We start from the raw sequence: 20882 nt of genomic DNA, 5'->3' as shown, positions 1-20882 counted from the left end.
AGTTGACATGATCGCCGCCGATCGAGGCTAGCGGTCCGCCGTGGGGACGGCGGTGGTCGGCAGCTCGGCGAAGCCGCGCACGTATGGCGAGGCGAGGCGTCGGGCTCGGGCCTCGTCGATGGCGTAGTCGCCGACGCGGGCCGCCAGTTCCTCCAGTGCGATCCGGGCCTCCAGCCGGGCCAGGTTCGCGCCGATGCAGTAGTGCCGGCCCGACCCGAAGCTGATCTTGGCCGTGGTGTCGCGGCCCAGGTCGAACCGGTCGGGGTCGCGGAACACGCGCGGGTCGCGGTTCGCCGCGCCGAGCACCAGGAGGACGCGTGCCCCGGCCGGGACGGTCACGCCGTGCAGGGTGAACTCCCCGGTCACCGTGCGCCCGTCGGCCTGCGCCGGGGCCTCCAGCCGCAGCGTCTCCTCGATCCAGTCGCCGACCCGCCCGAACGCCGCGGACGGGCGGTCCAGATGCCGCCAGGCGCAGTGCCAGGCGTTGGAGATCAGATTCGTGGCGGTCCCGGTGCCGGCCGCGACCAGGACGAGCAGCACGCCGATGATCTCGGCCTCGGTCAGGTGGTCGCCGCCCTCGGCGGCGTCCAGCAGGGCTGACACCAGGTCGTCGCGGCGCCGCGCGCGGCGCTCGGCGATCAGGTCGTGGAAGTGGCCCGCCAGGACGGGGATCGCCTCGTGGCAGGCCCGGGTCACGTCCTGGAGGCCCTGCTGATGGTGCACGATCGGGTCGGCCAGCCGCCGCAGTTCGCCGCGGTCGACCTCCGGGACGCCGAGCAGCTCGGAGATGACGTCCATCGGGAGCGGCGCCGCGTAGTCGGCCACGAGGTCGAACTCCGCGCCGTCCAGCGCCCGGTCCAGGTGGCCGCGCGCGATGTCGCGGATCCGCGGCTCCAGGTCGGCGACGCGGCGCGGGGTGAGCGCCTTCGCCACGAGCCCGCGCATCCGGGTGTGCTCGGGCGGGTCCAGCGCGAGGAACGACGCGTGCCTGCGCGCCTGCGGCCCCCACACCGACGGTTCCAGCAGGATCCCGTTGGCGCTGGAGAACCTCCGGAAGTCCCGGAACGCCGCGGTCACGTCCTCGTGCCGCGACAGGACCCAGAAATCCTCCTCGTCATTGCGGTGGACCGGCGCCTCCTCCCGTAACTGCGTGTAAACGGGATACGGATCCTGCTGGATTCCGTAGTCGTACAGGCTGTACCGCACACCCATTGCAGCCTCCTACCGCCATCGAAAGCCGCGCGCCGACCGGTGTCCGCTCCGGCGCCTCGGTCCAACCCCAGCACATCAGCCGCCAGGGCATGGTGACCGCTTACGGCCATCCACCGCTGGACCGTGCCACGGGTCCCGCCTCCAGCGGGCCCGCGTAAGGGGCGAAGAACAGCCGGGCCACCAGGTCGCCGCGGGACGCGGCGCCCGACCTGGCGAAGATCGATTTCAGGTGGTCCTGGACGGTGTAGGGCGTCACCCGCAGCCGTCCGGCGATCTGCCTGGTCGACAGGCCCTGCGCGACCAGCTCGGTGACCCGCCGCTCCCGCGCGGTGAAGCCGTACGCGTCCACGATCAGCCGCGCCGTCGTCGGCGTCGAGGACCAGCAGGCCGGCGTCGGTGTCACCGGCCCACGCGCCCTCCAGCAGCAGGCCGCGCCGCAGCCCGTCGGCGATCGGCGCCGCCAGGGACGCCGCGAGCCGCACTTCGGCCGGGGCGAAGTGCGGGCGCCCGGCCTCGCGGAACACGGTCAGCACGCCCCAGGTCCCGGTGCCGCCCGCGAGGACGACGCGCAGCTCGTCGGCGAAGCCGCCGGGCCGACGGATCTCCCGCCGGCGCAGGCTGCGCTCCAGATCGCCCGCGGTGGCCTCGCTCAGGCTGGCCGCCGGGTGCTCCGCGCGGGCGAGCTGTACCCATTTGTTGAAGTCCGGCTCGCGTGCCTCGATCTCCAGGAGGCGCCGCATCTCGGGCGCGGGCAGGCCGTTCTCCACGTACTCGGCGGTCGGGAGCAGGGTCGCCGGGTCGGTCGTCATCAGGCAGGTGCCCTCGGCGGGCACGACGCGGCCCAGCACGTCGCGGACGCGTCCCGGCGCCGCCGCGTTGGCCACGCGCCGAGCCTACAGCGGCCCCGTTGAGCCATCCCAGGAACCTGGGATTCAGCCGCGCCGCCGGCATCTCGCATGCTGGACGGGATGCTGGCACCCGTCAGGCCCTCGCACGGGCCGTCACGAAAGGAACGCGATCCATGACGCCCTTCACCCATGCCGTCCAGGCCGGCTGAGCCGATGGCGACCATCCGGCTCTACATGACGATCTCCCTGGACGGCTACGTCGCCGGACCGGACGACGGCCCCGACGCTCCCCTGGGCACCGGCGGCTTCCGCCTCTTCAACTGGCTCGACCGGCGGCACGAGCCGGGGCCAAGCGGGCAGGTGTATCAGGAGGCGATGGCCACCCGCGCCGTCGTCGCGGGCCGTCGCACCTACGAGCTCGCGGGCCGCTGGCAGGGCGACCACCACGACGGCGTGCCGGTCTTCGTCCTGACCCACTCGGTCCCGGACGACCCGCCGCCGGGCAGCGTCCGCTATGTCACCGACGTTCGTGAATGCGCCGAGCGGGCGCGCGCGGCGGCCGGGGACGGCGACGTGATGGTCCACGGCGCGGGCGCCGCGCAGGCGCTGCTGCGGGCCGGGGAGCTGGACGAGCTCGAACTCCACGTCGTCCCCGTCCTGCTCGGGCAGGGCCGTCGCCTGTTCGACCACCTGCCGCCCGAGCACACCGAACTCCGCCTGGTCCGCCATCTGACCACGCCGGAGGACGAGGACCCCGCGCACGCCGTCATGCACCTGCGCTACCGCGTCGTCCGCCCCTGAGCCGGGGCGCGGTCCGGCGGGGCCGGCGCGCGCCCTCGGCCGGGTCAGGTGGCGGGCTGGTCGCGCAGGCGCTGGACCGGATGGGGGCCGTCGGTCTCCAGGCGGTACTCGTCGCCGAACTTGGCGCGGTGCTCCTCGATGACGCGCTCCTGCGGCGGCCGCTCGGCGTGGATCTTGTCCTGGTACTCCTCGAAGCGGCGGTGGGCCTCCTGGACGTACCCGGTGCCGAGCGTCGTGTAGTCGATCTGCGTGGCCAGCAGTTCGCGCACGTACTGCTTGTTCGGCTCGAAGGTGACCGGCTCGGGCAGTGCGGGCGCCAGGATGCTCTCCGGGTCGCGGCCGTCGTGGCGGCGCATCAGGTCGCAGGCGATCCGCAGGTGCTCCAGCTCCATGTTCAGGTGCAGCTCCCAGATGCCCTTGACCCGCGGGTCGGACTCGGTCTGCATGAACGAGTAGTACAGGTAGCACTCGTTGTACTCGTGGTTGACGAGCCGCTCCCACCAGGTCTCCCCCGGGTCGACCAGCGACTCGTAGTGGGTGACGTGCTCCTCCTCGATCAGGCCGATGTCCTGGTAGAGCCGGCGGGCGATCGGCTCCATGTACATCGGGCCGACGTTCATGTAGAAGTTCATCGTCTGCTGCTCGGCCGCCATGATCGTCAGCGCGTGCAGCTTGGAGATCGGCGCCGCCGCCTCGCGGTCGTAGTGCTCGCGGACGTTGTCGACCGGGTGGCGGTGCTGGAGGTGGCCGGGACGTCCCGGCATCACCTCGGTGAGCTGGTCGACGATCTTCTCGGCCCGGCGGTGCTCGATCATCTCGTACAGGTTGGAGTACCGGTAGAGGTGGTCGAAGTCCTCCAGCAGCCCGAACTGGTAGGCCTGCTGGAGGTACGGGTCGGGCTCCTGGCGGGCGACCCAGCCGGTCAGGTCGACCGCGACCTGCTCGTAGGCGATGGTCGTCTCCAGCACGGACGCCTGGCCGGGCAGCAGCCAGTTGACCACCTTCTGCTGCTGCTGCTCGATGTTGCGGACCTCCGCCAGCTTCTGCTTGACCTCCAGGTCGGGGCAGATGCGGTTGAAGTGGTGGCTGAACATGATCGCCTCCACCTCGATGCCGTTCATCGTGATGATGCGGCAGCGGGTGTAGGGATCGGACTTGTCCGGGTCGACGGGCGCCACGTCCAGCTGGGACCAGTTGCGCAGCTGGTCGTCGAGCGGGATGCCGCGGTGTTCGAGCGGGTTGAAGGCCACCAGGCTCGTCCCTTCCTGCGGGTGCTGTTCGGGCTGACGACCGGTGCGCGTACCCGGGGCGTCCCGTTATGCACCTCTCCGAGCAGCTGTTTCTCAAGATTGGTCCCGCATTGACCGACTCCCTGTCCGAACGGGCGAGAGCCATTCGCATAGGCCGAGGGGCGCTGGGTACGGGCCGCGCATCCCCACCCTTCGGCACCGTCTCACCAGCACGCCCATCTGCACGGACAGCGCCCAGCAGGAGCAGCGGCCGGGCGAGGAAGCGAGGAAGGCCCATGCGGACCACACCCGCGAACGCCGAGACCACCGAGGACGTCGTCGACCTGCTGCGCGCGCAGCACGGCCGGATCAGGGACCTGTTCGACGAGGTCATGGACTCCGAGGGCAAGGAGCGCCGGAAGGCCTTCCAGCAGCTGGTGAAGCTGCTGGCCGTCCACGAGACGGCCGAGGAGGAGATCATCCACCCCATGGCGCGGCGCCTGCCCGGCGGCGACGGCATCGTGGACGACCGCCTTGCCGAGGAGCGCGAGGCCAAGGAGCTGCTCTCCGAGCTGGACGGCATGGACATCGAGGACCCGCGCTTCCTCAAGTCGCTCGACAAGCTGCGCATCGACGTGCTCACCCACGCCCGCGCCGAGGAGCGCTACGAGTTCGACCGGCTCAAGGACCAGTTCAGCCCGGCCCAGCTCAAGGGCTTCGCCGCCGCGGTCCGCGCCGCCGAGGCCACCGCGCCCACGCACCCGCACCCCGGAGTGGAGTCCGCCACCAAGAACATGCTCGCCGGACCGATGGCCTCGGTGGCCGACCGCGTCCGCGACCTGATCCGAGACGCCCGCGGCAAGCACTGACCCGGCGCGTTCCGTCGCGGCCGAGCCGCCCCGACCGGCCGGTACCGCCGATGGGCGGTACCGACGCGATCGGGGCGTTCGTGCGGGGCCTGCCGGCGGCTAGGTCAGGTGCCGGGTGAAGAAGGCCGCCGCGGCGTCCCCGGCGAACTGCGGGACGCCGGTGTGCCCGCCCATGTTGGCGTGCAGGGTCTTCTCCTTGGAGCCGAAGGCGTCGAACAGGTCCAGGGCCGCCTGCCGGTCGTTGCCTTCGTCGTCCCACTGCAGCAGGACGTGCAGCGGAATGGTGACCTGCCGGGCCTCCTCGAAGATGACGCGGGGCACGAAGCTCCCGGCGAACAGAACGGCGGCCGAGATGCGCGGCTCGACCACCGCCAGCCGGACGCCGATGGCGATCACTCCCCCCGAGAATCCGACCGGGCCGCCGATCTCGGGCAGCGCGAGGAGGGCGTCCAGGGTGGTCCGCCATTCCGGGACCCCCTTGTCGACCAGCGGGAGGACGAGCCGGTCGACGATCTCGTCGCCGACCGGCTCACCGGCCTCGACCGCCCGGCGCAGGTCGGCGCGGGCCTGCTCGGCGGCGGCCGAACGGGGCCGGTCACCGCTGCCGGGAAGCTCGATGGCGGCCGAGGCGAAGCCGCTCTCCGCCGCGGAGTGCCGGGCCCGCCCCGCCAGCCGGGGGCGCATCTTGTCCAGCCCGCCGGGGTGGCCGAGCAGGATCAGCGGCACCGGCGCCGAAGCGGACGCGGATCCGGGCGTCCAGAGGATGCCGGGGATGTCGCCGAGGGTGAAGTCGCGTTCGAGGACGCCGTCGTCGAAGCGCTGCTCAGAAGTGAACCGCATGGTCGTGCCTTTCGGGAGTGCTCTTGAACGGCGCTCCCGGACGACCTATCGCCCGACCGTGACCCCAGAGGGGAGCACCCATGTCGATGTGTTCACGGGTACCACCTCCTCGGTCTGCCGCACGGCCTCCCGAAAAGTAGCAGTGGCCGCCGCGGCCCGCCAACGGGTTTTCGCGAAGGCCCGCTCTTGCGGGTGACGCCGGATGATCGGCCTGCGTACCCTTTGCCCAGACGCACGGCTGAGGTGGACACTCGGTTCGCACGGGGAGGACCGGCGGGATGCCCGAGCGAGAACGCGTGTCGAGCGGAATGACGGTCTTCCTGTTCATCGCGGCGCTCTTGGTGATTCTGTGGGTCCCTATGGTCTGGGGCCCCAAGACCGACGATCCCTACTTCCAGCAGGAGATCTGCGGAGGCTCGATGACGCCAGGGGGGCGCGCGGCGATAACCGCGTCCGGGTGGTCCACCGACTGCATCGAGGCGGACCCCGACCGGGTTCGTGTGGTCAACCGGCTCGCCGTCCCGGTGACGCTGTGCATGGGGCAGTCCGGGGTCTGCGACACCGAGCACGAGTCTCCCATTCCGGGTGGACGGGCAACGCTCAGGCCCGGCGAATCCAGGAAACTGAAGTTCCCTGCGGGAAGGGTCTGGTTCTTCGGCCATCAACGGACCTACCCGGTCACGTTGCTGCCGGTATCCGGGAAGAGGTTCACCACTCAGGACATGGGCGTGGTCGCTGAAACGCACACGAACAACGACTGAACCGGCCATCGTGCTCCAGTTGAGTACCGCACCGCGCGTATCTGAGTAGGCGAGCGGATCGGTCGAGCGGCCGGAAGCCGGTTCACTGAGGTTGTGATCATGAATGACACCGCCGCCGCCCCTCGGACGCGATCGGGCTGGCGGGTGGCCGCGGCGGTCGCGCTCGCCCTGCTCCTGCCCCTCACCGTGCTCGCCTGGCTGTGCGTGCTCTCCACCCCGGAGTACGGCCGCTGCCTCACCTATGGGGAGCAGTGCGACCCGGCCGCGGAGACCCTCCTGCCCATCGCCTGGTGGAGCTTCTGGGCCAGCGGCGCCGCCGGCGTCGGCGCACTGCTGCTCCGGTCCGCCTGGACGGTGACCGCGCGGATCCGCCCGGTCCTCGTCGCGGGCCAGGTAGTGCTTCTCCTCGTGACCCAGACCGCCGTGATCGTCAGCGGCTGAGACGGCGACGGCTTCCCGAGAGCCGAGGCAGGATCATCCGGGCGACAGGGGCCATGGATGACCGACCGAGCTTCGCCGATGGTCTTTCGCTCAACAGGTCTTCCGCTCGGTTCGCCGTGACCGCCGCTGCCGGGTGCGTGCGGGGTCGCCTGGACCTGCATGGCCGGGGCGCTCATGCAGGTCCACGGCGCGGAGCTACTCCCCGCCGGTCTCGGCCGCCTCGGCGGCGGCGCGGGACTCGATGATCTCCTGCTCGGCGCGGGTGTGGCCCTCAATGATGATCTTGACGACCTCCTCCGGGTCGTCGGTGAGGTGGAACAGGTCGATGTCCTGCGGCGAGATCTTGCCGGAGGTCAGCATCGACTCCTTGATCCAGTCGAGCAGGCCGCCCCAGAACCGGGTGCCGACCAGGACGATCGGGAAGCGGGTGATCTTCTTGGTCTGGACGAGGGTGATCGCCTCGAACAGCTCGTCCAGCGTCCCGAAGCCGCCCGGCAGGACGACGAACGCCTGCGAGTACTTCACGAACATCGTCTTGCGGACGAAGAAGTACCGGAACTCCAGGCCGATGTCGAGGTGGTCGTTGAGCTTCTGCTCGAACGGCAGCTCGATGCCCAGGCCGACCGACAGGCCGCCGTTCTCGTCGCAGCCCTTGTTGGCCGCCTCCATGATCCCCGGACCGCCGCCGGTGATGACGGCGTAGCCGGCCTCGTGCAGGCGGGCGCCGATGTCGACGGCGAGCCCGTACTCCGGGGAGTCCGGCTTGGTGCGGGCGCTGCCGAAGACGCTGACGGCCTTCGGCAGCTCGGCGAGGAGGCCGAAGCCCTCGACGAACTCCGCCTGGATCCGCAGCACCCGCCAGGGGTCGGCGTGGACCCAGTCGACCGGGCCCCGGCTGTCGAGGAGCCGCTGGTCGGTCGTCGTCGGGGGGACGGCGCGTCCCCGGAGCATGGCCGGGCCCTGGCGCCGCGAGCGGGAATTCACATCCAGTGTCATGGAGCCACGGTAATGGGACCCTCCAGCCACATGCGCATACGTTGCTCGCACTCGCCGATGAGAGGGATCTCGACGTACTCGTCCCGCGTGTGCGCGAGGGTGGGTTCGCCGGGGCCGTAGTTGACGGCCGGGACGCCGAGTTCGGCGAAGCGGGCGACGTCGGTCCAGCCGAGCTTGGCGCGGACCTCGGCGCCGCTCGCCGCGGCGAACGCGGCGGCGGCCGGGTGGGTCAGCCCTGGCCGGGCGGCGGGCGCGGCGTCGGTCACCGTCACCTGGAAGCCCGCGAAGGTTTCCCGAAGGTACGCCTCCGCGTCGGCGAGGGACTTGTCGGGCGCGAACCGGTAGTTCACGGTGACGACGCACTCGTCCGGGATGACGTTCCCGGCGACGCCGCCCGAGATGAACACCGCGTTCAGGCCCTCGTGGTACTCCAGGCCGTCCACAATCGGCCGGGACGGCTCGTAGGCGCGCAGGACGTCCAGGATCGCCCCGGCCGAGTGGATCGCGTTGGACCCCATCCAGGCGCGCGCACTGTGCGCCCGCTCCCCCGTCGCGGTGACCTCCACGCGCATCGTGCCCTGGCAGCCGCCCTCGATCAGCCCGCCGGTGGGCTCCATCAGCACGGCGAAGTCGCCCGCGAGCAAATCGGGCCGGGACGCCGCGAGGTGCCGCAGCCCGTTCCGCTCGGCCTCGACCTCCTCGCAGTCGTAGAAGACGTAGGTGATGTCGCGGGTGGGTTCGGCGACGGTCGCGGCGAGCCGCAGCGCGACCGCGACGCCGCTCTTCATGTCGGTGGTGCCGCAGCCGTAGAGGCGGTCGCCCTCCACGCGGGACGGGAGGTTGCCGTTCAGCGGGACGGTGTCGAGGTGCCCCGCCAGGACGACCCGCTCGGCGCGTCCGAGATCCGTGCGCGCGACGACGTTGTTGCCGACGCGCTCCACCGCCAGGTGCGGCAGCGCCCGCAGCGCCTCCTCGACGGCGCCGGCCAGGGATTCCTCCCCGCCGCTCACCGACTCGATGTCGACGACGGCCGCCGTCAGGTCCGCGACGTCTGAGAAGAGATCAAGCCCCATGCTCGAAGGTTATCTATCATCGCGTTCGTGGAGATGCCCGTACTGGAGTGCGCCGTCCACTGGGCGCGTCCCGACGACGACCCCCGGATGCGCGACCTCCTGGACGAGGGGGAGCGCGCCCGCTATGAGCGCTTCATGCGCGCCGAGGACAAGGCCCGGTTCGTCACCGGGCGGTGGCTCGCGCGCACGGTCCTCGCCGAGGCCACCGGCAGGCCTCCGCGCGACCTCCGCTTCACCACCGACTGCCCGCACTGCGGCGGCTCGCACGGCAAGCCCCGCCTGCCCGGCAGCGATCTGGACTTCTCGCTCTCCCACTCCGGGGACCGCGTCCTGCTCGTCCTGGTCGAGGGCGCCGCGGTCGGGGCGGACGTGGAGCAGGAGAGCGACCGCGACATCAACAGCCTCGCCAGGATGGTTCTCACCGACGCAGAGGGCGAGGTGCTGCGGACCATGGACGACCGGAAACGCGGCTTCCACGCCTACTGGAGCCGGAAAGAAGCCCTTCTGAAGGCGACGGGCCACGGGCTGGCCGCCTCGATGACCGCGATCCACGTCTCCGGCCCGGACGAGCCGCCCGAGGTCGTCGCGTGGGAGGGCGAGGCGGCGGTCTCTCCCGTCCGCCTCGCCGACCTGGACGCGGGCCCCGGCTACGCGGCCGCGGCCGCCGTCCTCACCGACCGTCCCCTCAAGGTCAACCAGGTGCCGCTCAGGTATTGATGCCGTGGTCGCGGAGGATGTCGTTGAGGGACGCCTTGTCGTGGCGCTGCCCCTCCTCCAGCCGCTTGAGGATCAGCACCGCCGGCAGCCCGAACGTGCCGCCCTTGAACTCCTTGTAGCGGGTGCCGCCGACGGCGACGCACCAGTCGGGGATGCGCCCGCGGCTGATCTCCTCGCCGGTCTCGACGTCGATGACCGGCATGGACGCCGACAGGTTCGTCCCGGACCCGACGACGGCGCCGCGCCCCACCCGCGCCCCCTCGACGATCATGGACCGGCTGCCGATCATCGCCTCGTCCTCGATGATCACCGGCTTGGCGTTCGGGGGCTCCAGCACGCCGCCGATGCCCACACCGCCCGACAGGTGGACGTTCTTGCCGACCTGCGCGCACGACCCGACGGTGGCCCAGGTGTCGACCATCGTCCCGGAGTCGACATAGGCGCCGATGTTGGTGAAAGACGGCATCAGCACGACACCCGGGGCGAGGTAGGCGCCCCAGCGCGCGATGGCGCCCGGGACGACCCGCACGCCGTCCAGGCGCGTCTTCAGCGGGATGCGGTCGTGGTAACGGAAGTCGCCCACCTGGGAGCGCGCCATGCCGAGGACCTTGAAGCTCAGCAGGATGGCGCGCTTGGCCCGCTCGTCGACGACCACCTCGTCGGTCGCGGGGTCGATCTGCGCGACGCGGGCCTCGCCGGTGTCGATCTGGTCGACGGCGGCCACGATGGCCTCACGCGCGTCGGCGTCGTCCGGGCTCAGCTCGGCGCGCCGCTCCCACAGCTCGTCGATGCCGCCGGAGATCGGGCTGGTGAACGTTTCGGTCATGCCTCCTGAGCTTACTGGTGGCCATCTGCCAGTACTGTCTTCGCGTGGCTGTTTGGGCGAGGTTGAAGGCGCGCCCCGAGGAGGGGGCGGGCGGCGGGCGCGGCCGACGCGGTGCCCGCTGGGCTGCGGTCCTGTCCGTCGTCGTGCTGCTGGTGGGCGTGGGCGCCTACGTGGCCTTCCAGCGGGCGCGGCCCTACCTGCACGGCTCGGGCTGCGAGGTGCAGACGTCCCTGGGCAAGATGCCGCTCGACCTGGAGCAGGGCGCGAACGCCGCCACCATCGCCGCCGTCGCGTTCCGCAAGCAGCTCCCCGAGCGCGCCGTCGTCATCGCCTACGCGACCGCGATCCAGGAGTCGCACATCCACAACCTGCCGGGCGGCGACCGCGACTCGGTCGGCATGTTCCAGCAACGGCCGTCCCAGGGCTGGGGCACGCCCGACAAGCTCCGCGACCCCGTCCAGTCCACCAGCAAGTTCTTCGACGCCCTCGTCAAGGTCAAGGACTACCTCGACCGCGACCTGCACGACGCGGCGCAGAAGGTCCAGCGCAGCGCCGACGGCCGCGCCTACGCCCAGCACGAGCCCGACGGCAAGCTCCTCGCGACGGCCTTCACCGGCCGCGAGCCCGCCACCGCCCGCTGCTGGTACCCGCCCGACAAGAAGACCACGTCCCGCCGCCCGGAGGCCCTCCGCGAGATGCGCCGCGCCTTCGGCAGCCGCCTGAAGGTCGGCGGCCCCGGCCCCCTCAAGGCGGGCTCCCCGTCCGACCCGAAATCGTGGAACGCGGTGCAGGTGACGAACCCCCGCTCAGGCTGGGCGGTGGCGAGCTGGGCCGTGACCCACGCCCAGGCCTACGGCCTCACCGAGATCCGCTACGCCGGCAAGCACTGGAAGTCCAACGCCGGCCACGACGGCTGGACCGAGGACAAACAGGCCTCCCAGAACACGGTGATCGTCCAGTAGCGGCCCCCGCCTGGCGTCCGGCACGGCAGGATGCGGGGGAAGGCACCCCGCCCGAAGGGATCGGATGAGCCTGGCCAGCACGCACGACGTTCAGATACACCCCCGAGTCGTGGTCAAGACGTACCGGCCCGGGAGTCGCGATGCGGCGAAGCGGGAATGGCGAGCGCTGACACTGCTCGCCGATCACGCCCCCGGCCTCGCACCGTCCCCCATAACCGCCGAGCTGGCGACCGAGCCCGCCCGCGTGACGATGACGAGGCTCGTCGGCACTCCTCTGACTCCCCCGGTGACCACCGCGCAGGTAGGGGCCATGGCGGACGCCATCAAGGCGATGCAGCGAGCGATCCCCCGCGACCTCCTCACAACACTCCCGCCACGAGCAGGGTCCCCAGCGGAAATGCTCACCGACCTCCGTCTAGCGTTCCCCATGCTCCCCATGCCGACATCCGACCGGACGGTCGAGGAGGCGTTCGACGAGGCGTCCGCATGGATACGACGCCCAGCGCTGGACGCGTTCGCAGCCGAGGAACACGAGCCGGTGCTAGGCACAGGCGACGGCAACCTGGCCAACTACCTCTGGAACGGCCAGACGGTAGGCATCGTGGACTTCGAGCACTCCGGCCGCAGCGACTTGCCCTACGAACTAGCCGAAACCGTCGAACACATCTCCCTAACGGCCCCAGCCGTCATCGAAGCCACCCAGATCCTCGACCTCTTCGACCTCTCCCCCACCCAAGCGGCACGCCTACAAGAGTCCCGACGCCTCCTGGCCACGTTCTGGCTGGTGGCCATCCTGCGCCGTACCCCACCCCAGGAAGCCCCACCCGAACTCCTGAAGCACCAAGCAACCCGCGTCCTAACCCCGCTCCACTGAACGGCAGGGCAGACGCTCCCAAGACGGCCACCCGAAGCCCCGAACTACGCGCCCCGCAGTCGCCCCACGAGCTCACGCGCAGCCGCCGGAGTCAGCCCCAGACAAGGTCCGTCCGGATCCTTGGAGTCCCGAACCAGAACACACCCCGCCCCAGCGGCAACCTCCACACACTCACCGCCCGTCCCACCGCTGTAGCTGCTCTTCCGCCAATCAGGTGGTCGCCGCTCCCGCTTATGCACGACTACTTCTCTCGCAGTTGCCGCATCAGGTCACGCGCCGCCATTACGGTGAGCCCGAGACGTGGCCCATCCGGATCCTTGGAGTCCCGGACAAAGATGCGCCCATGCAGAGCCGCGAGTTCGACGCACTCGCCACCCATGCCGTTGCTGTAGCTGCTCTTGCGCCACAGTGAAACCACTGAGTCTGCCGTGCTCATGAATAAGCCTCCCTGGCCTGGCGCATGAACTCGATGGACTCCGCCTGGTTCAGAGCTTCACCCATCATCCTGTTGAAATATACCCCGGCCATGAAGACGTCATCTGGGTCACCGATCAGGTGACCGATGTTCCCAGATTCGATGTAGAGGAGTTCTGGCTCCTTTGCGAACGTCAGCAATATCAGACCCCCCGACAATGCTTCGGGCGTGACCTGCTCGAACGGCATCACCAGCACTTGGACGTGCATCAACCGGGACATGCTGATGAGGTGGTCGATCTGGCTGACCATCACCTCGCCTCCTCCGACCGGCCGACGGAGTACGGACTCGTCCAGGATGAATGCCGTCATCGCAGGCCTCTCCCGAGTGAAGAGTCCCTGCCGTTCTAGACGGCTCGCAACACGAGCTTCCAAGGTGTCTTGGGGTTCGCTCGGGTCCATCATGGCGCGGGCATACTCCTCCGTCTGGAGAAGGCCCGGCACGATCTGAGCCGCAAAACACCTCACGCCGATGGCCTTGGGCTCATACTCCAGGTACGCCTTGAAACCGGGACGCAGCACGCGGTGGCGGCCGGCGCGGCGGATGGCGGTGTAGAGGCGGTGGAAGTGGCCGTCGTCCTGGTCTGAACCGTCGGTCTTGAAGTAGGTGTCCAGGTCAAGGGCCGTCTGCTCGGAGACGGCCTTGTCCGCCTTCTCCATCTGGCAGATCCATTGCGGGGTGCAGCCGAGGGCGCTTGCGAGCTGGTTCTGGGACAGCTTCGCGCGCTGGCGCATCCTGCGCAACTCTTCACCGAAGTGGACGCGCAGCGCGTCGGGGTGCTGCTGGTCGCTGGCCATGGCGGGGGCCTCCGGCACTCGGTTGACGGGGGCGTCGGGGGGTGGACGTCCACTTGAAACAGCTTCGTAGCCGACAGTAATCGATCGGCTGCATTCTGTCCCACGAATCGAACGCAGACCACGAGTTCGGCCGCGAAGGGGCAGGTCAACCAATGAAAGACATGAGAACGGCCGGGATCGAACGAGACTTCCCCGCCTGGATGGTGTGGATATCCCAGCAGGGCGAGTACTGGGGCGCGGTCCGACGCGATCCGAAGCTCACCATGCCCGCAACCGTCATAGCCGACTCCGAGGACGAACTACGCGCAGCACTAGCGGCCCAACCGTCCAGCGGGGAGCTGAGCCGATGAACCCGGCAGCCGGCCTGACGACTTGGATCCCCGGCTTGCAAGTCTGGTACGGGATCTACACCCGCTCATGGTGGGCCTTCGTCCCCGGCCTCCCAGACCGACTGATCGAAGCCCCGTCCCCGGACCTCCTGGCCCAGAGCCTGACTTCACTGGCCATGCGAACCGCGAACCACCGACTCACACCAACCCGGTGAGAGCGAGGCAGTTCCCTCTGGCACCCAGCCGTAGATCGCGAGCTTGCGTGCCATCACCGCGCACAGAGACCTTCGTGCGCTCCAGGAAGGGCATTAGGTTTACGTTCATGGTCAGAGACACGCCGCCGGAAGCCGCCATGCGGTACGTGATCCTCGTCGAGGAAGTGATTCCCATCGGGAGCGACGACCACCACTGGCAGCTCGTCAAGACGATCCCCGTGGAGGGCGACCGCACCGTCGCCGACGCACGGGCACAGGCTCTGGCCATGGAACACGTCCCCGAGTCGATCTACATACCTCGCGGCGCAACCCCCGGTCGGAGCGTGTTCAGGCTCTCCGACGGGTCGTGGCTGGTGGAGGTGAGCACCCCCGCTTCTTCCAGCCCAAAACTTGCCCGGATCACCACAGCCGAGCAGGTGCACGTCCAGCAATACCTCCCACCGCCCGACGACACTCCCCCGCCCCGCAAGCGCCGCCTGCTCCGCCGCGGCTGACCGTCGAGATTTCGCAGTCAGAAACACCTGAGCGCGTCGAGCCGCCCCCGGAACGGCTGATCGCCACCGTGCGTCACCCGAAGACGCTACTCAATCCTGGAAAAAACGGCGCCCAATTTGCCCGTTCCAATCTCTTCAATGCGCTCGACCCTCCAAGTTCGCTCGCCGACGGGGAAGGTGTCGCCAAGGCGTAGGGTGAACTCTTTTTCTCCGCCATCCTTGACGAAAAGAATCACCTCTGACGGGACAACATCTCCTCCTAGATTCACGTCGACCAAGCCCATCTTCACCCCCTCATCCAAGTGAGCCTGGGTTCCTTCCTGAAGGGCAACATTCTTGCGCACCATGATTACTCCAATGTCGTATAGCGTGGCCGTGCTTCGCGTTTGAATTCTTGGCCGGGGCTGGGCTTCCGGTGCTTGCCGAGTCCCCGGGACATCGTGATCGTCCAGTGGTCGGCCGCCCGGGGCGAGAGTCAGGGCCGCCGTTAGCCGCCCGGGTGCCGGTCAGTCGATGCGGTATTGGGTGGTGATGCCTGCGATCAGTAGTTCCAGGCCCTCTGCGAAGTGGCGGTCGTAGTCCGTGAAGATCTCGGGGCCCGCGGCGGCGGAGAGGGGGAAGTCGGCCATCATTCGGGCGCGTTCCTCGACGTCGAAGCCCTCGCGGCGCTCGTCGGGGAGGGGTTCGACGCCCTGCTCCTCGATGACGAAGCCGATCGTGTACAGGTACGTCGTCAACGTCGCACGGACCGCCTGGGCGAGGGTGAAGCCGGCGGCGGTGAAGAGGCGCAGGTTGTCCTCCATCTGCTCGGCGTGCTCGATGCCCGTGAAGCGTGAGCCGCTGAAGACCTTCGCGCCGTCGCGGTAAGCGCGCAGTGCCTCGCGAAAGCCGTGGTTGGACTTGCGCAGCCGCTCCTGCCAGGTGTCGTCGGGATGGAGGGGGGTCCCGGCGACCATCCGGCGGTACATCTCGGTGGCCATTTCGTCGAGCAGGGCCTGCTTGTCTTTGAAGTGCCAGTACAGGGCGGGTGCCTGGACGCCCAGCTCGCGGCCGATGGCGCTCAGCGTCAGGCCTTCCAGGCCCACCTCGTTCAGGAGGTTCAGGGCGGCGTCCGCGACCCGCTTGCGGTCGAGGGGCGCACGCCGTCTGGTGGTCACGCTTGACAGTTTAACGCCGTTAAGGCCATCCTCGCATCCAACCGAACTTAACGACATTAAGGAGCGTGGGCACATGGCCGCACAGGTGGACGTACTGGTGGTGGGCGCGGGTCCCAGCGGGCTGGCTCTCGGCGTCGACCTCGCCCGGCGCGGGGTGGACGCGCTCGTCGTCGAGCAGGGCGACGGACTGTTCCCCGGCTCGCGCGGCAAGGGGCTCCAGCCGCGCACCATGGAGGTCTTCGACGACCTCGGCGTCCTCGACGCGATCCGCGCGGCCGGCGGCGTCCACCCGGTCGGGATGATCTGGCAGGACGGACGGCGCATGGGCGAGCACCAGATGTTCGACCCGGCGGAGCCGACCGAGGACGCGCCGTACACCGAACCCTGGATGGTGCCGCAGTGGCGCACGCAGGAGATCCTGCTCGCGCGGCTGCGGGAGCTGGGCGGACGGGCCGCCTTCCGCCGGGAGGCGGTCGGCCTCGTACAGGACGAGGAAGGCGTGACCGTGCGCTTCGCCGACGGTCCAGAACTGAGGGCCAGGTACGTGGTCGCCGCCGACGGGGGGCGCTCGGCGGTGCGCCGGGCGCTCGGCATCGGCATGACGGGCGAGACGGTCGATCCGGGCCCGATGCTGGTGGCAGACGTCCGCATCCCCGACCTGGACCGCGACAACTGGCACATGTTCCCGGGAGAGGACGGGAGCTTCATGGCGGTCTGCCCCCTCGCGGGCACGGAGGACTTCCAACTCGTGGCGCGGCTCCCGGAAGGCACCGCGGTGGACCTCTCCCTCGACGGCGTGCGCAAGGTCGTCGCCACCCGCTCGCACCTCGCCCCCGAGGACGTGACCGAGGTGCGGTGGGCCTCGGACTTCCGCCCGCGGGCTGCTCTGGCGGACCGCCTCCGCCAGGGGCGGGTCTTCCTCATCGGGGACGCGGCGCACGTCCACTCGCCGGCCGGCGGCCAGGGCCTCAACACCAGCGTGCAGGACGCCTACAACCTGGGCTGGAAGCTGGGCGCGGTGCTGCGGGGCGACGCGCCCGCCGCACTCCTCGACACCTACGAGGAGGAGCGGCGCCCGATCGCCGCCGCCATGCTCGGGCTGTCGACGAGCGTTCACCGCGGCGAGACCCGCCGAGGCGAGGCGACCCGCCAGCTCAACCTCGGCTACCGGACCTCCTCGCTCACCAAGGAGACCCGCAAGGCCCCGGGACCGGTGCGGGCGGGCGACCGCGCCCCGGACGGAACGGTGAAGGGGACACGGCTGTTCGACGCGTTCCGAGGGCCGCACTGGACCCTGCTGACGGTGGACACGGACCTCGACACGTACACGGCGCAGGTGTACGGCGCGGGCGTCTTCCTGATCCGCCCGGACGGCTACGTGGGCTGGGCGGGAGAGACCACGGATGGGCTGGCAGAGTACGCGGATCGAGTGGGGGCCAAAGACGCCTACCGGACTCTTTAGCCTTCTCCACCGTTCACGAACCCGGCCCGACCCGTCGTCGCGGGGACGTCGAGGTCCGATTCCTGCCAGCGTGGTCGTGCCCGCGCTTCCTACCGTCGGGGCGTGGAAACTGATCTTGCCGGTGCCGGTCGGCGCCGCGACCTGCCCGGTCCCGTCGTCTGGTTCATGTCGCTCGCGGCCGGGCTCGGGACGGCGACGATCTATCCGTTGCAGCCGGCGATCGCCGATGTGGCGGATTCGCTGCACGCATCGCTCGGCGCGGTCGGGGTGGCGCTCGCGTGCGGGCCGATGGGCTACCTGGTCGGGCTCGGCCTGCTCGTCCCGCTGGTCGACCGGTTCCCTCCGAGGCGGGTGCTGTCGGCGCAGGTCGGCGTCCTGGCGGCTGCCCTGTTCATGAGCGCCGTCGTCAGCGATGTGCGGGTGCTGGGCGCGTCGACCAGCGTGACCGGGGCGTGTTCGGCGGTCGGCGCCGCCCTCAGTTCGATGGTCGGACGGCTGGCGTCCCCGCATCGGCGGGCGGCGACGCTGGGAATCCTGACGGCCGGGATCTCGGCGGGTATCCTCGCCGGCCGCATCGTCGGCGGCTGGCTCGCCGAGGTGATCGGCTGGCGGGGCATGCTCATGGCGTTCGCCGCGGCCTGCGCGGCCGTCGCGGTGGGCCTGCTGCTGGTGGTCCCGACCGCCCGGGGAGGGGTCGAGCGGGGATATCTCGCCACGTTGAAGTCGATTCCGGGCCTGTTCGTCCGATACACGGCGCTGCGGTCGGCCGCGACCCGCGGTGCCCTGTGGTTCTTCGCGTTCTGCGCGGTTTGGGCCGGGCTCGCCGTGGCACTGTCGGAGCCCCCGTACTCGTACTCGGCGGAGCGCATCGGCCTGTACGCGTTCGCTGGCCTCCTCGGCATCCCCGCCACCCGGGTCGCGGGCCTGTTCACCGATCGCGTCGGCGCGCGGCGCGTCATCCTCTCGGGCCTGGCCGTCGCCGGGGCCGCGGCGGCGGTCGTCGGGGTCGCCCTCCCGAGCGCCCCGGCGACCTTGCTCTGCCTGGCGCTGTTCGACGCGGGACTGTTCGCCGCACAGGTCGCGAACCAGAGCACCGTCCTCGCGATCGATCCCGCGGCGCCCGCACGGTTCAACAGCGCCTACATGCTCGTCTACTTCGTCGGCGGAAGCCTGGGGACGGCGTTCGGCGCCACCGCCGTCGAACGGTTCGGCTGGCCTGCGACGACGGGGTTCGCGGCGGCCGCGGTCGTCATCGCCGCGGCGATCACGCTGGCGGCGCGCGGCCGCTCCGTCCCGTCCACTTCCACAGGGCGCGTTCAGGACGCTGTTGAGAGTTAGAGGTGGTCGACGGCGTTCTGGCAGCGAGTGGCTTGGGCGCGGAGGGCGGTCGCCAGTTCGGGTGGGCCCGCGGTCAGGGTGAAGTCGGCGTCCACGGAGGTGATCATCCATACGAGGGCGGACGGGGTGTCGGCGCCCACGTGGAGGAGGCAACTGCGGGAGTCGACGGCCTCGATGACGCCCATGCCCGGCCACACGCGGTCGGCGACCGCGCCGGCGGGTTCGTGCAGGGTGACCGTCGCCTGGCAGGCCCACGACCTGACCGACAGCCGACGCGCCAGGTAGGTGGCCACGTCGCCGTCCGGAGGGGCGCGGGGCGGGAAGCGGGGGCCTGCCGGGAGGCGCGGGCTCATGCGGTCCACGCGGAACGTGCGCCAGTCGTCGCGGTCGGGGTCCCAGGCCACGAGGTACCAGTGGCGTCCGAAGTTGACCACGGTGTGCGGCTCGACCTGGCGGACGGTGTCTCCGCGCGGGCCCGCGTAGCCGAACCGCAGCCGCTCGTGCCGGCGGCAGGCGTCGGCGATGGTCATCAGCGTGTCGGCGTCCACCTCGGGAGCGCGGGCGCCGACCCGGACGGTGGCCCGGGCCAGTGTCGCCACCCGGTGGCGCAGGCGGGACGGAAGCACCTGTTCGAGTTTGGCGAGCGCCCGCAGAGACGCCTCCTCGATCCCGGCGACGGATCCTCCGGCCGCCGTCCGCAGCCCGAGCGCCACCGCGACCGCCTCGTCGTCGTCCAGCAGCAGGGGCGGCAGTGACGCGCCCGCCCCCAGCCGGTACCCGGCCATGCCGCGGCTGGCGTGGACGGGGTAGCCGAGTTCCCGCAACCGGTCCACATCCCTGCGGACGGTCCGGGTGGTGACCGCCAGCCTTTCGGCGAGTTCGGCACCGGACCAGTCCCCGCCGGTCTGGAGCAGCGACAGCAGCCTGAGCAGCCGCGCGGATGTGTCCAGCATGAGTCTAAATATGCCAGTTACTTAGGAACGAACTCGCCCTAACCTGCTTCTAGCGTCGTCCGCATGAATTCCGAACAGGACATTCGTCCCTTCACCCTTGATATCCCGCAGGATCGGATCGACGACCTGAACGCGCGGCTCGCGGCCGCCCGCTGGCCGGACGAGCTTCCCGGAGTGGGCTGGGACCACGGCGTCCCCGTCTCCTACCTCAAGGACCTCGCCGAGTACTGGCGCACCGGCTACGACTGGCGCGCGCACGAGGCCGCGTTGAACGAGTACCCGCATCACGTCACCGAGATCGAGGGGCAGCGGGTGCACTTCCTGCACGTCCGGTCGCCTGAGGCGGACGCGCTGCCGCTCGTGCTCGTCCACGGCTGGCCCGCGACGTTCACCGAGTTCCTGGACGTGATCGGGCCGCTCACCGATCCGCGGGCCTTCGGGGGCGACCCGGCCGACGCGTTCCATCTGGTCGTCCCGTCGCTGCCGGGGTTCGCGTTCTCCGGCCCGACGCGCAGGCCCGGCGACGGTGACACCGCACGCTACGCCGAGGTCGTGGCCGGGCTGATGGACCGGCTCGGGTACGAGCGGTACGGCGCGCACGGCGGCGACGTCGGCTCCTTCGTCTCGCCCCAGCTCGGACGCATGGCCCCCGAGCGCGTCGTCGGAGTCCACATGAACGGCCCGATGACGTTTCCGTCCTGGGACGGCAACGACGACGGCTTCGACGAGGCCGACAAGGAGCGGCTCGCCGTCCTGACCGACCCGTCCGGTGAGCGGTTCGGGTACGCGGCGATCCAGTCGACGCGGCCGCAGACGCTGGCGTTCGGTCTGCACGACTCGCCGGTGGGGCTGCTCGCCTGGATCACCGACCAGTTCCAGCAGTGGAGCGACCCGGCCAAGCGGCTTCCGGAGGACGCGGTCGGCAGGGACGCCCTGCTCACCAACATCACGATCTACTGGCTGACCGACACGCTGGCGTCGTCCATCCGGCTGTACAAGGAGGCGTCGCAGTGGGGTGCCCCGGCTGAGAGCTCGACCGTCCCCACCGGATGTGCGATCTTCCCGGGTGACCTCACGATCCGGGCGCTCGCCGAGCGGCAGCACAGGATCGTGCACTGGGCCGAGTACGACCGCGGCGGCCACTTCGCGGCGATGGAGGCGCCGGACCTCCTGACCGGCGACATCCGCGCGTTCTTCCGGAAGGTGCGCTGAC

At 70.3% G+C, this 20882-nt stretch carries 25 protein-coding genes; 12 read left to right on the top strand and 13 right to left on the bottom strand.

Annotation, left to right across the window (positions count from 1 at the left end):
• Positions 1–27: 27 nt before the first annotated feature.
• Positions 28–1212: a cytochrome P450 gene (locus ABWI07_RS12965; RefSeq protein WP_353818652.1), complete on the bottom strand. Its 1185-nt coding sequence runs from the start codon at positions 1210–1212 to the stop codon at positions 28–30.
• Positions 1213–1312: 100 nt separating this feature from the next.
• Positions 1313–1615: a response regulator transcription factor gene (locus tag ABWI07_RS12960; protein WP_353818651.1), complete on the bottom strand. Its 303-nt coding sequence runs from the start codon at positions 1613–1615 to the stop codon at positions 1313–1315.
• Between the two features lie 658 nt (positions 1616–2273).
• On the opposite strand from ABWI07_RS12960, the gene ABWI07_RS12955 reads away from it, so the two are divergent.
• Positions 2274–2861, top strand: coding sequence for a dihydrofolate reductase family protein (locus tag ABWI07_RS12955; protein WP_353818650.1), 588 nt, complete (start codon positions 2274–2276; stop codon positions 2859–2861).
• Positions 2862–2905: 44 nt separating this feature from the next.
• Here ABWI07_RS12955 and ABWI07_RS12950 read toward each other — a convergent pair whose 3' ends face one another.
• Positions 2906–4111, bottom strand: coding sequence for a hypothetical protein (locus ABWI07_RS12950; RefSeq protein ID WP_353818649.1), 1206 nt, complete (start codon positions 4109–4111; stop codon positions 2906–2908).
• A 275-nt stretch (positions 4112–4386) separates the two neighbouring features.
• Here ABWI07_RS12950 and ABWI07_RS12945 point away from each other — a divergent pair, with 275 nt between their 5' ends.
• Positions 4387–4959 (top strand): hemerythrin domain-containing protein, encoded by a 573-nt coding sequence (locus ABWI07_RS12945; RefSeq protein WP_149263406.1) that lies wholly within the window; start codon positions 4387–4389, stop codon positions 4957–4959.
• A 99-nt stretch (positions 4960–5058) separates the two neighbouring features.
• On the opposite strand, the gene ABWI07_RS12940 is transcribed toward ABWI07_RS12945, so the two are convergent.
• Positions 5059–5799: a dienelactone hydrolase family protein gene (locus tag ABWI07_RS12940; RefSeq protein WP_353818648.1), complete on the bottom strand. Its 741-nt coding sequence runs from the start codon at positions 5797–5799 to the stop codon at positions 5059–5061.
• Positions 5800–6077: 278 nt separating this feature from the next.
• Between ABWI07_RS12940 and ABWI07_RS12935 the strand changes: the two genes are divergently transcribed.
• Together ABWI07_RS12935 and ABWI07_RS12930 are read left to right on the top strand one after the other, a co-directional pair.
• Positions 6078–6560, top strand: a complete 483-nt coding sequence (locus tag ABWI07_RS12935; protein WP_353818647.1) for a hypothetical protein — start codon at positions 6078–6080, stop codon at positions 6558–6560.
• Between the two features lie 99 nt (positions 6561–6659).
• On the top strand, positions 6660–7001 hold the full coding sequence (locus ABWI07_RS12930; protein ID WP_149263403.1) for a hypothetical protein: 342 nt from the start codon (positions 6660–6662) through the stop codon (positions 6999–7001).
• A 195-nt stretch (positions 7002–7196) separates the two neighbouring features.
• On the opposite strand, the gene ABWI07_RS12925 is transcribed toward ABWI07_RS12930, so the two are convergent.
• Positions 7197–7997 carry an LOG family protein gene (locus ABWI07_RS12925; RefSeq protein WP_149263402.1) on the bottom strand — a complete coding sequence of 267 codons (801 nt, stop codon included), beginning with the start codon at positions 7995–7997 and terminating at the stop codon, positions 7197–7199.
• Entirely contained in the window at positions 7994–9070 is a 1077-nt protein-coding gene (dapE, locus tag ABWI07_RS12920) for a succinyl-diaminopimelate desuccinylase (protein WP_353818646.1), read from the bottom strand. The genes ABWI07_RS12925 and dapE overlap by 4 nt, the downstream gene beginning before the upstream one ends.
• A 33-nt stretch (positions 9071–9103) precedes the next feature.
• Between dapE and ABWI07_RS12915 the strand changes: the two genes are divergently transcribed.
• A complete protein-coding gene (locus tag ABWI07_RS12915) occupies positions 9104–9787 on the top strand; it encodes a 4'-phosphopantetheinyl transferase family protein (RefSeq protein WP_353818757.1) in 684 nt (227 codons plus the stop codon).
• Here ABWI07_RS12915 and ABWI07_RS12910 read toward each other — a convergent pair.
• Positions 9777–10613: a 2,3,4,5-tetrahydropyridine-2,6-dicarboxylate N-succinyltransferase gene (locus tag ABWI07_RS12910; RefSeq protein WP_149263399.1), complete on the bottom strand. Its 837-nt coding sequence runs from the start codon at positions 10611–10613 to the stop codon at positions 9777–9779. The two genes, ABWI07_RS12915 and ABWI07_RS12910, sit on opposite strands and share 11 nt — an antisense overlap.
• Before the next feature lie 44 nt (positions 10614–10657).
• Here ABWI07_RS12910 and ABWI07_RS12905 point away from each other — a divergent pair, with 44 nt between their 5' ends.
• Entirely contained in the window at positions 10658–11575 is a 918-nt protein-coding gene (locus ABWI07_RS12905) for a hypothetical protein (RefSeq protein ID WP_353818645.1), read from the top strand.
• A gap of 64 nt (positions 11576–11639) precedes the next feature.
• Positions 11640–12449 carry an aminoglycoside phosphotransferase family protein gene (locus tag ABWI07_RS12900; protein WP_353818644.1) on the top strand — a complete coding sequence of 270 codons (810 nt, stop codon included), beginning with the start codon at positions 11640–11642 and terminating at the stop codon, positions 12447–12449.
• A 44-nt stretch (positions 12450–12493) separates the two neighbouring features.
• On the opposite strand, the gene ABWI07_RS12895 is transcribed toward ABWI07_RS12900, so the two are convergent.
• Genes ABWI07_RS12895 through ABWI07_RS12885 form a run of 3 tightly spaced genes read right to left on the bottom strand, consistent with a single transcriptional unit; the run spans position 12494 to position 13721 of the window.
• Positions 12494–12688 carry a DUF397 domain-containing protein gene (locus ABWI07_RS12895; RefSeq protein ID WP_353818643.1) on the bottom strand — a complete coding sequence of 65 codons (195 nt, stop codon included), beginning with the start codon at positions 12686–12688 and terminating at the stop codon, positions 12494–12496.
• Positions 12689–12690: 2 nt separating this feature from the next.
• Positions 12691–12885: a DUF397 domain-containing protein gene (locus ABWI07_RS12890; RefSeq protein WP_353818642.1), complete on the bottom strand. Its 195-nt coding sequence runs from the start codon at positions 12883–12885 to the stop codon at positions 12691–12693.
• Positions 12882–13721 carry a helix-turn-helix domain-containing protein gene (locus tag ABWI07_RS12885; RefSeq protein ID WP_353818641.1) on the bottom strand — a complete coding sequence of 280 codons (840 nt, stop codon included), beginning with the start codon at positions 13719–13721 and terminating at the stop codon, positions 12882–12884. Before ABWI07_RS12885 ends, ABWI07_RS12890 begins: the two co-directional genes overlap by 4 nt.
• 152 nt (positions 13722–13873) lie before the next feature.
• On the opposite strand from ABWI07_RS12885, the gene ABWI07_RS12880 reads away from it, so the two are divergent.
• A complete protein-coding gene (locus ABWI07_RS12880; protein WP_353818640.1) occupies positions 13874–14071 on the top strand; it encodes a hypothetical protein in 198 nt (65 codons plus the stop codon).
• Positions 14072–14372: 301 nt separating this feature from the next.
• Positions 14373–14759 (top strand): hypothetical protein, encoded by a 387-nt coding sequence (locus ABWI07_RS12875; RefSeq protein WP_149263393.1) that lies wholly within the window; start codon positions 14373–14375, stop codon positions 14757–14759.
• Between the two features lie 86 nt (positions 14760–14845).
• On the opposite strand, the gene ABWI07_RS12870 is transcribed toward ABWI07_RS12875, so the two are convergent.
• Together ABWI07_RS12870 and ABWI07_RS12865 are read right to left on the bottom strand one after the other, a co-directional pair.
• On the bottom strand, positions 14846–15106 hold the full coding sequence (locus ABWI07_RS12870) for a DUF6406 domain-containing protein (protein WP_353818639.1): 261 nt from the start codon (positions 15104–15106) through the stop codon (positions 14846–14848).
• Positions 15107–15265: 159 nt separating this feature from the next.
• Positions 15266–15916 carry a TetR/AcrR family transcriptional regulator C-terminal domain-containing protein gene (locus tag ABWI07_RS12865; RefSeq protein ID WP_149263391.1) on the bottom strand — a complete coding sequence of 217 codons (651 nt, stop codon included), beginning with the start codon at positions 15914–15916 and terminating at the stop codon, positions 15266–15268.
• A gap of 73 nt (positions 15917–15989) precedes the next feature.
• Here ABWI07_RS12865 and ABWI07_RS12860 point away from each other — a divergent pair, with 73 nt between their 5' ends.
• Both ABWI07_RS12860 and ABWI07_RS12855 read left to right on the top strand, forming a co-directional pair.
• On the top strand, positions 15990–17378 hold the full coding sequence (locus tag ABWI07_RS12860) for an FAD-dependent oxidoreductase (protein ID WP_353818638.1): 1389 nt from the start codon (positions 15990–15992) through the stop codon (positions 17376–17378).
• Positions 17379–17480: 102 nt separating this feature from the next.
• On the top strand, positions 17481–18716 hold the full coding sequence (locus ABWI07_RS12855) for an MFS transporter (protein WP_353818637.1): 1236 nt from the start codon (positions 17481–17483) through the stop codon (positions 18714–18716).
• On the opposite strand, the gene ABWI07_RS12850 is transcribed toward ABWI07_RS12855, so the two are convergent.
• Positions 18713–19669, bottom strand: a complete 957-nt coding sequence (locus ABWI07_RS12850) for a helix-turn-helix transcriptional regulator (RefSeq protein ID WP_353818636.1) — start codon at positions 19667–19669, stop codon at positions 18713–18715. The two genes, ABWI07_RS12855 and ABWI07_RS12850, sit on opposite strands and share 4 nt — an antisense overlap.
• A 63-nt stretch (positions 19670–19732) precedes the next feature.
• Here ABWI07_RS12850 and ABWI07_RS12845 point away from each other — a divergent pair, with 63 nt between their 5' ends.
• Complete coding sequence (locus ABWI07_RS12845) at positions 19733–20881, top strand: epoxide hydrolase family protein (RefSeq protein WP_353818635.1); 1149 nt, start codon at positions 19733–19735, stop codon at positions 20879–20881.
• Position 20882: the final 1 nt, after the last annotated feature.

Origin of the sequence: Actinomadura sp. NPDC000600, assembly GCF_040492135.1 — a bacterium.
Classification (GTDB): Bacteria; Actinomycetota; Actinomycetes; order Streptosporangiales; family Streptosporangiaceae; genus Spirillospora.
This window is presented reverse-complemented; position numbering and strand designations above follow the sequence as displayed.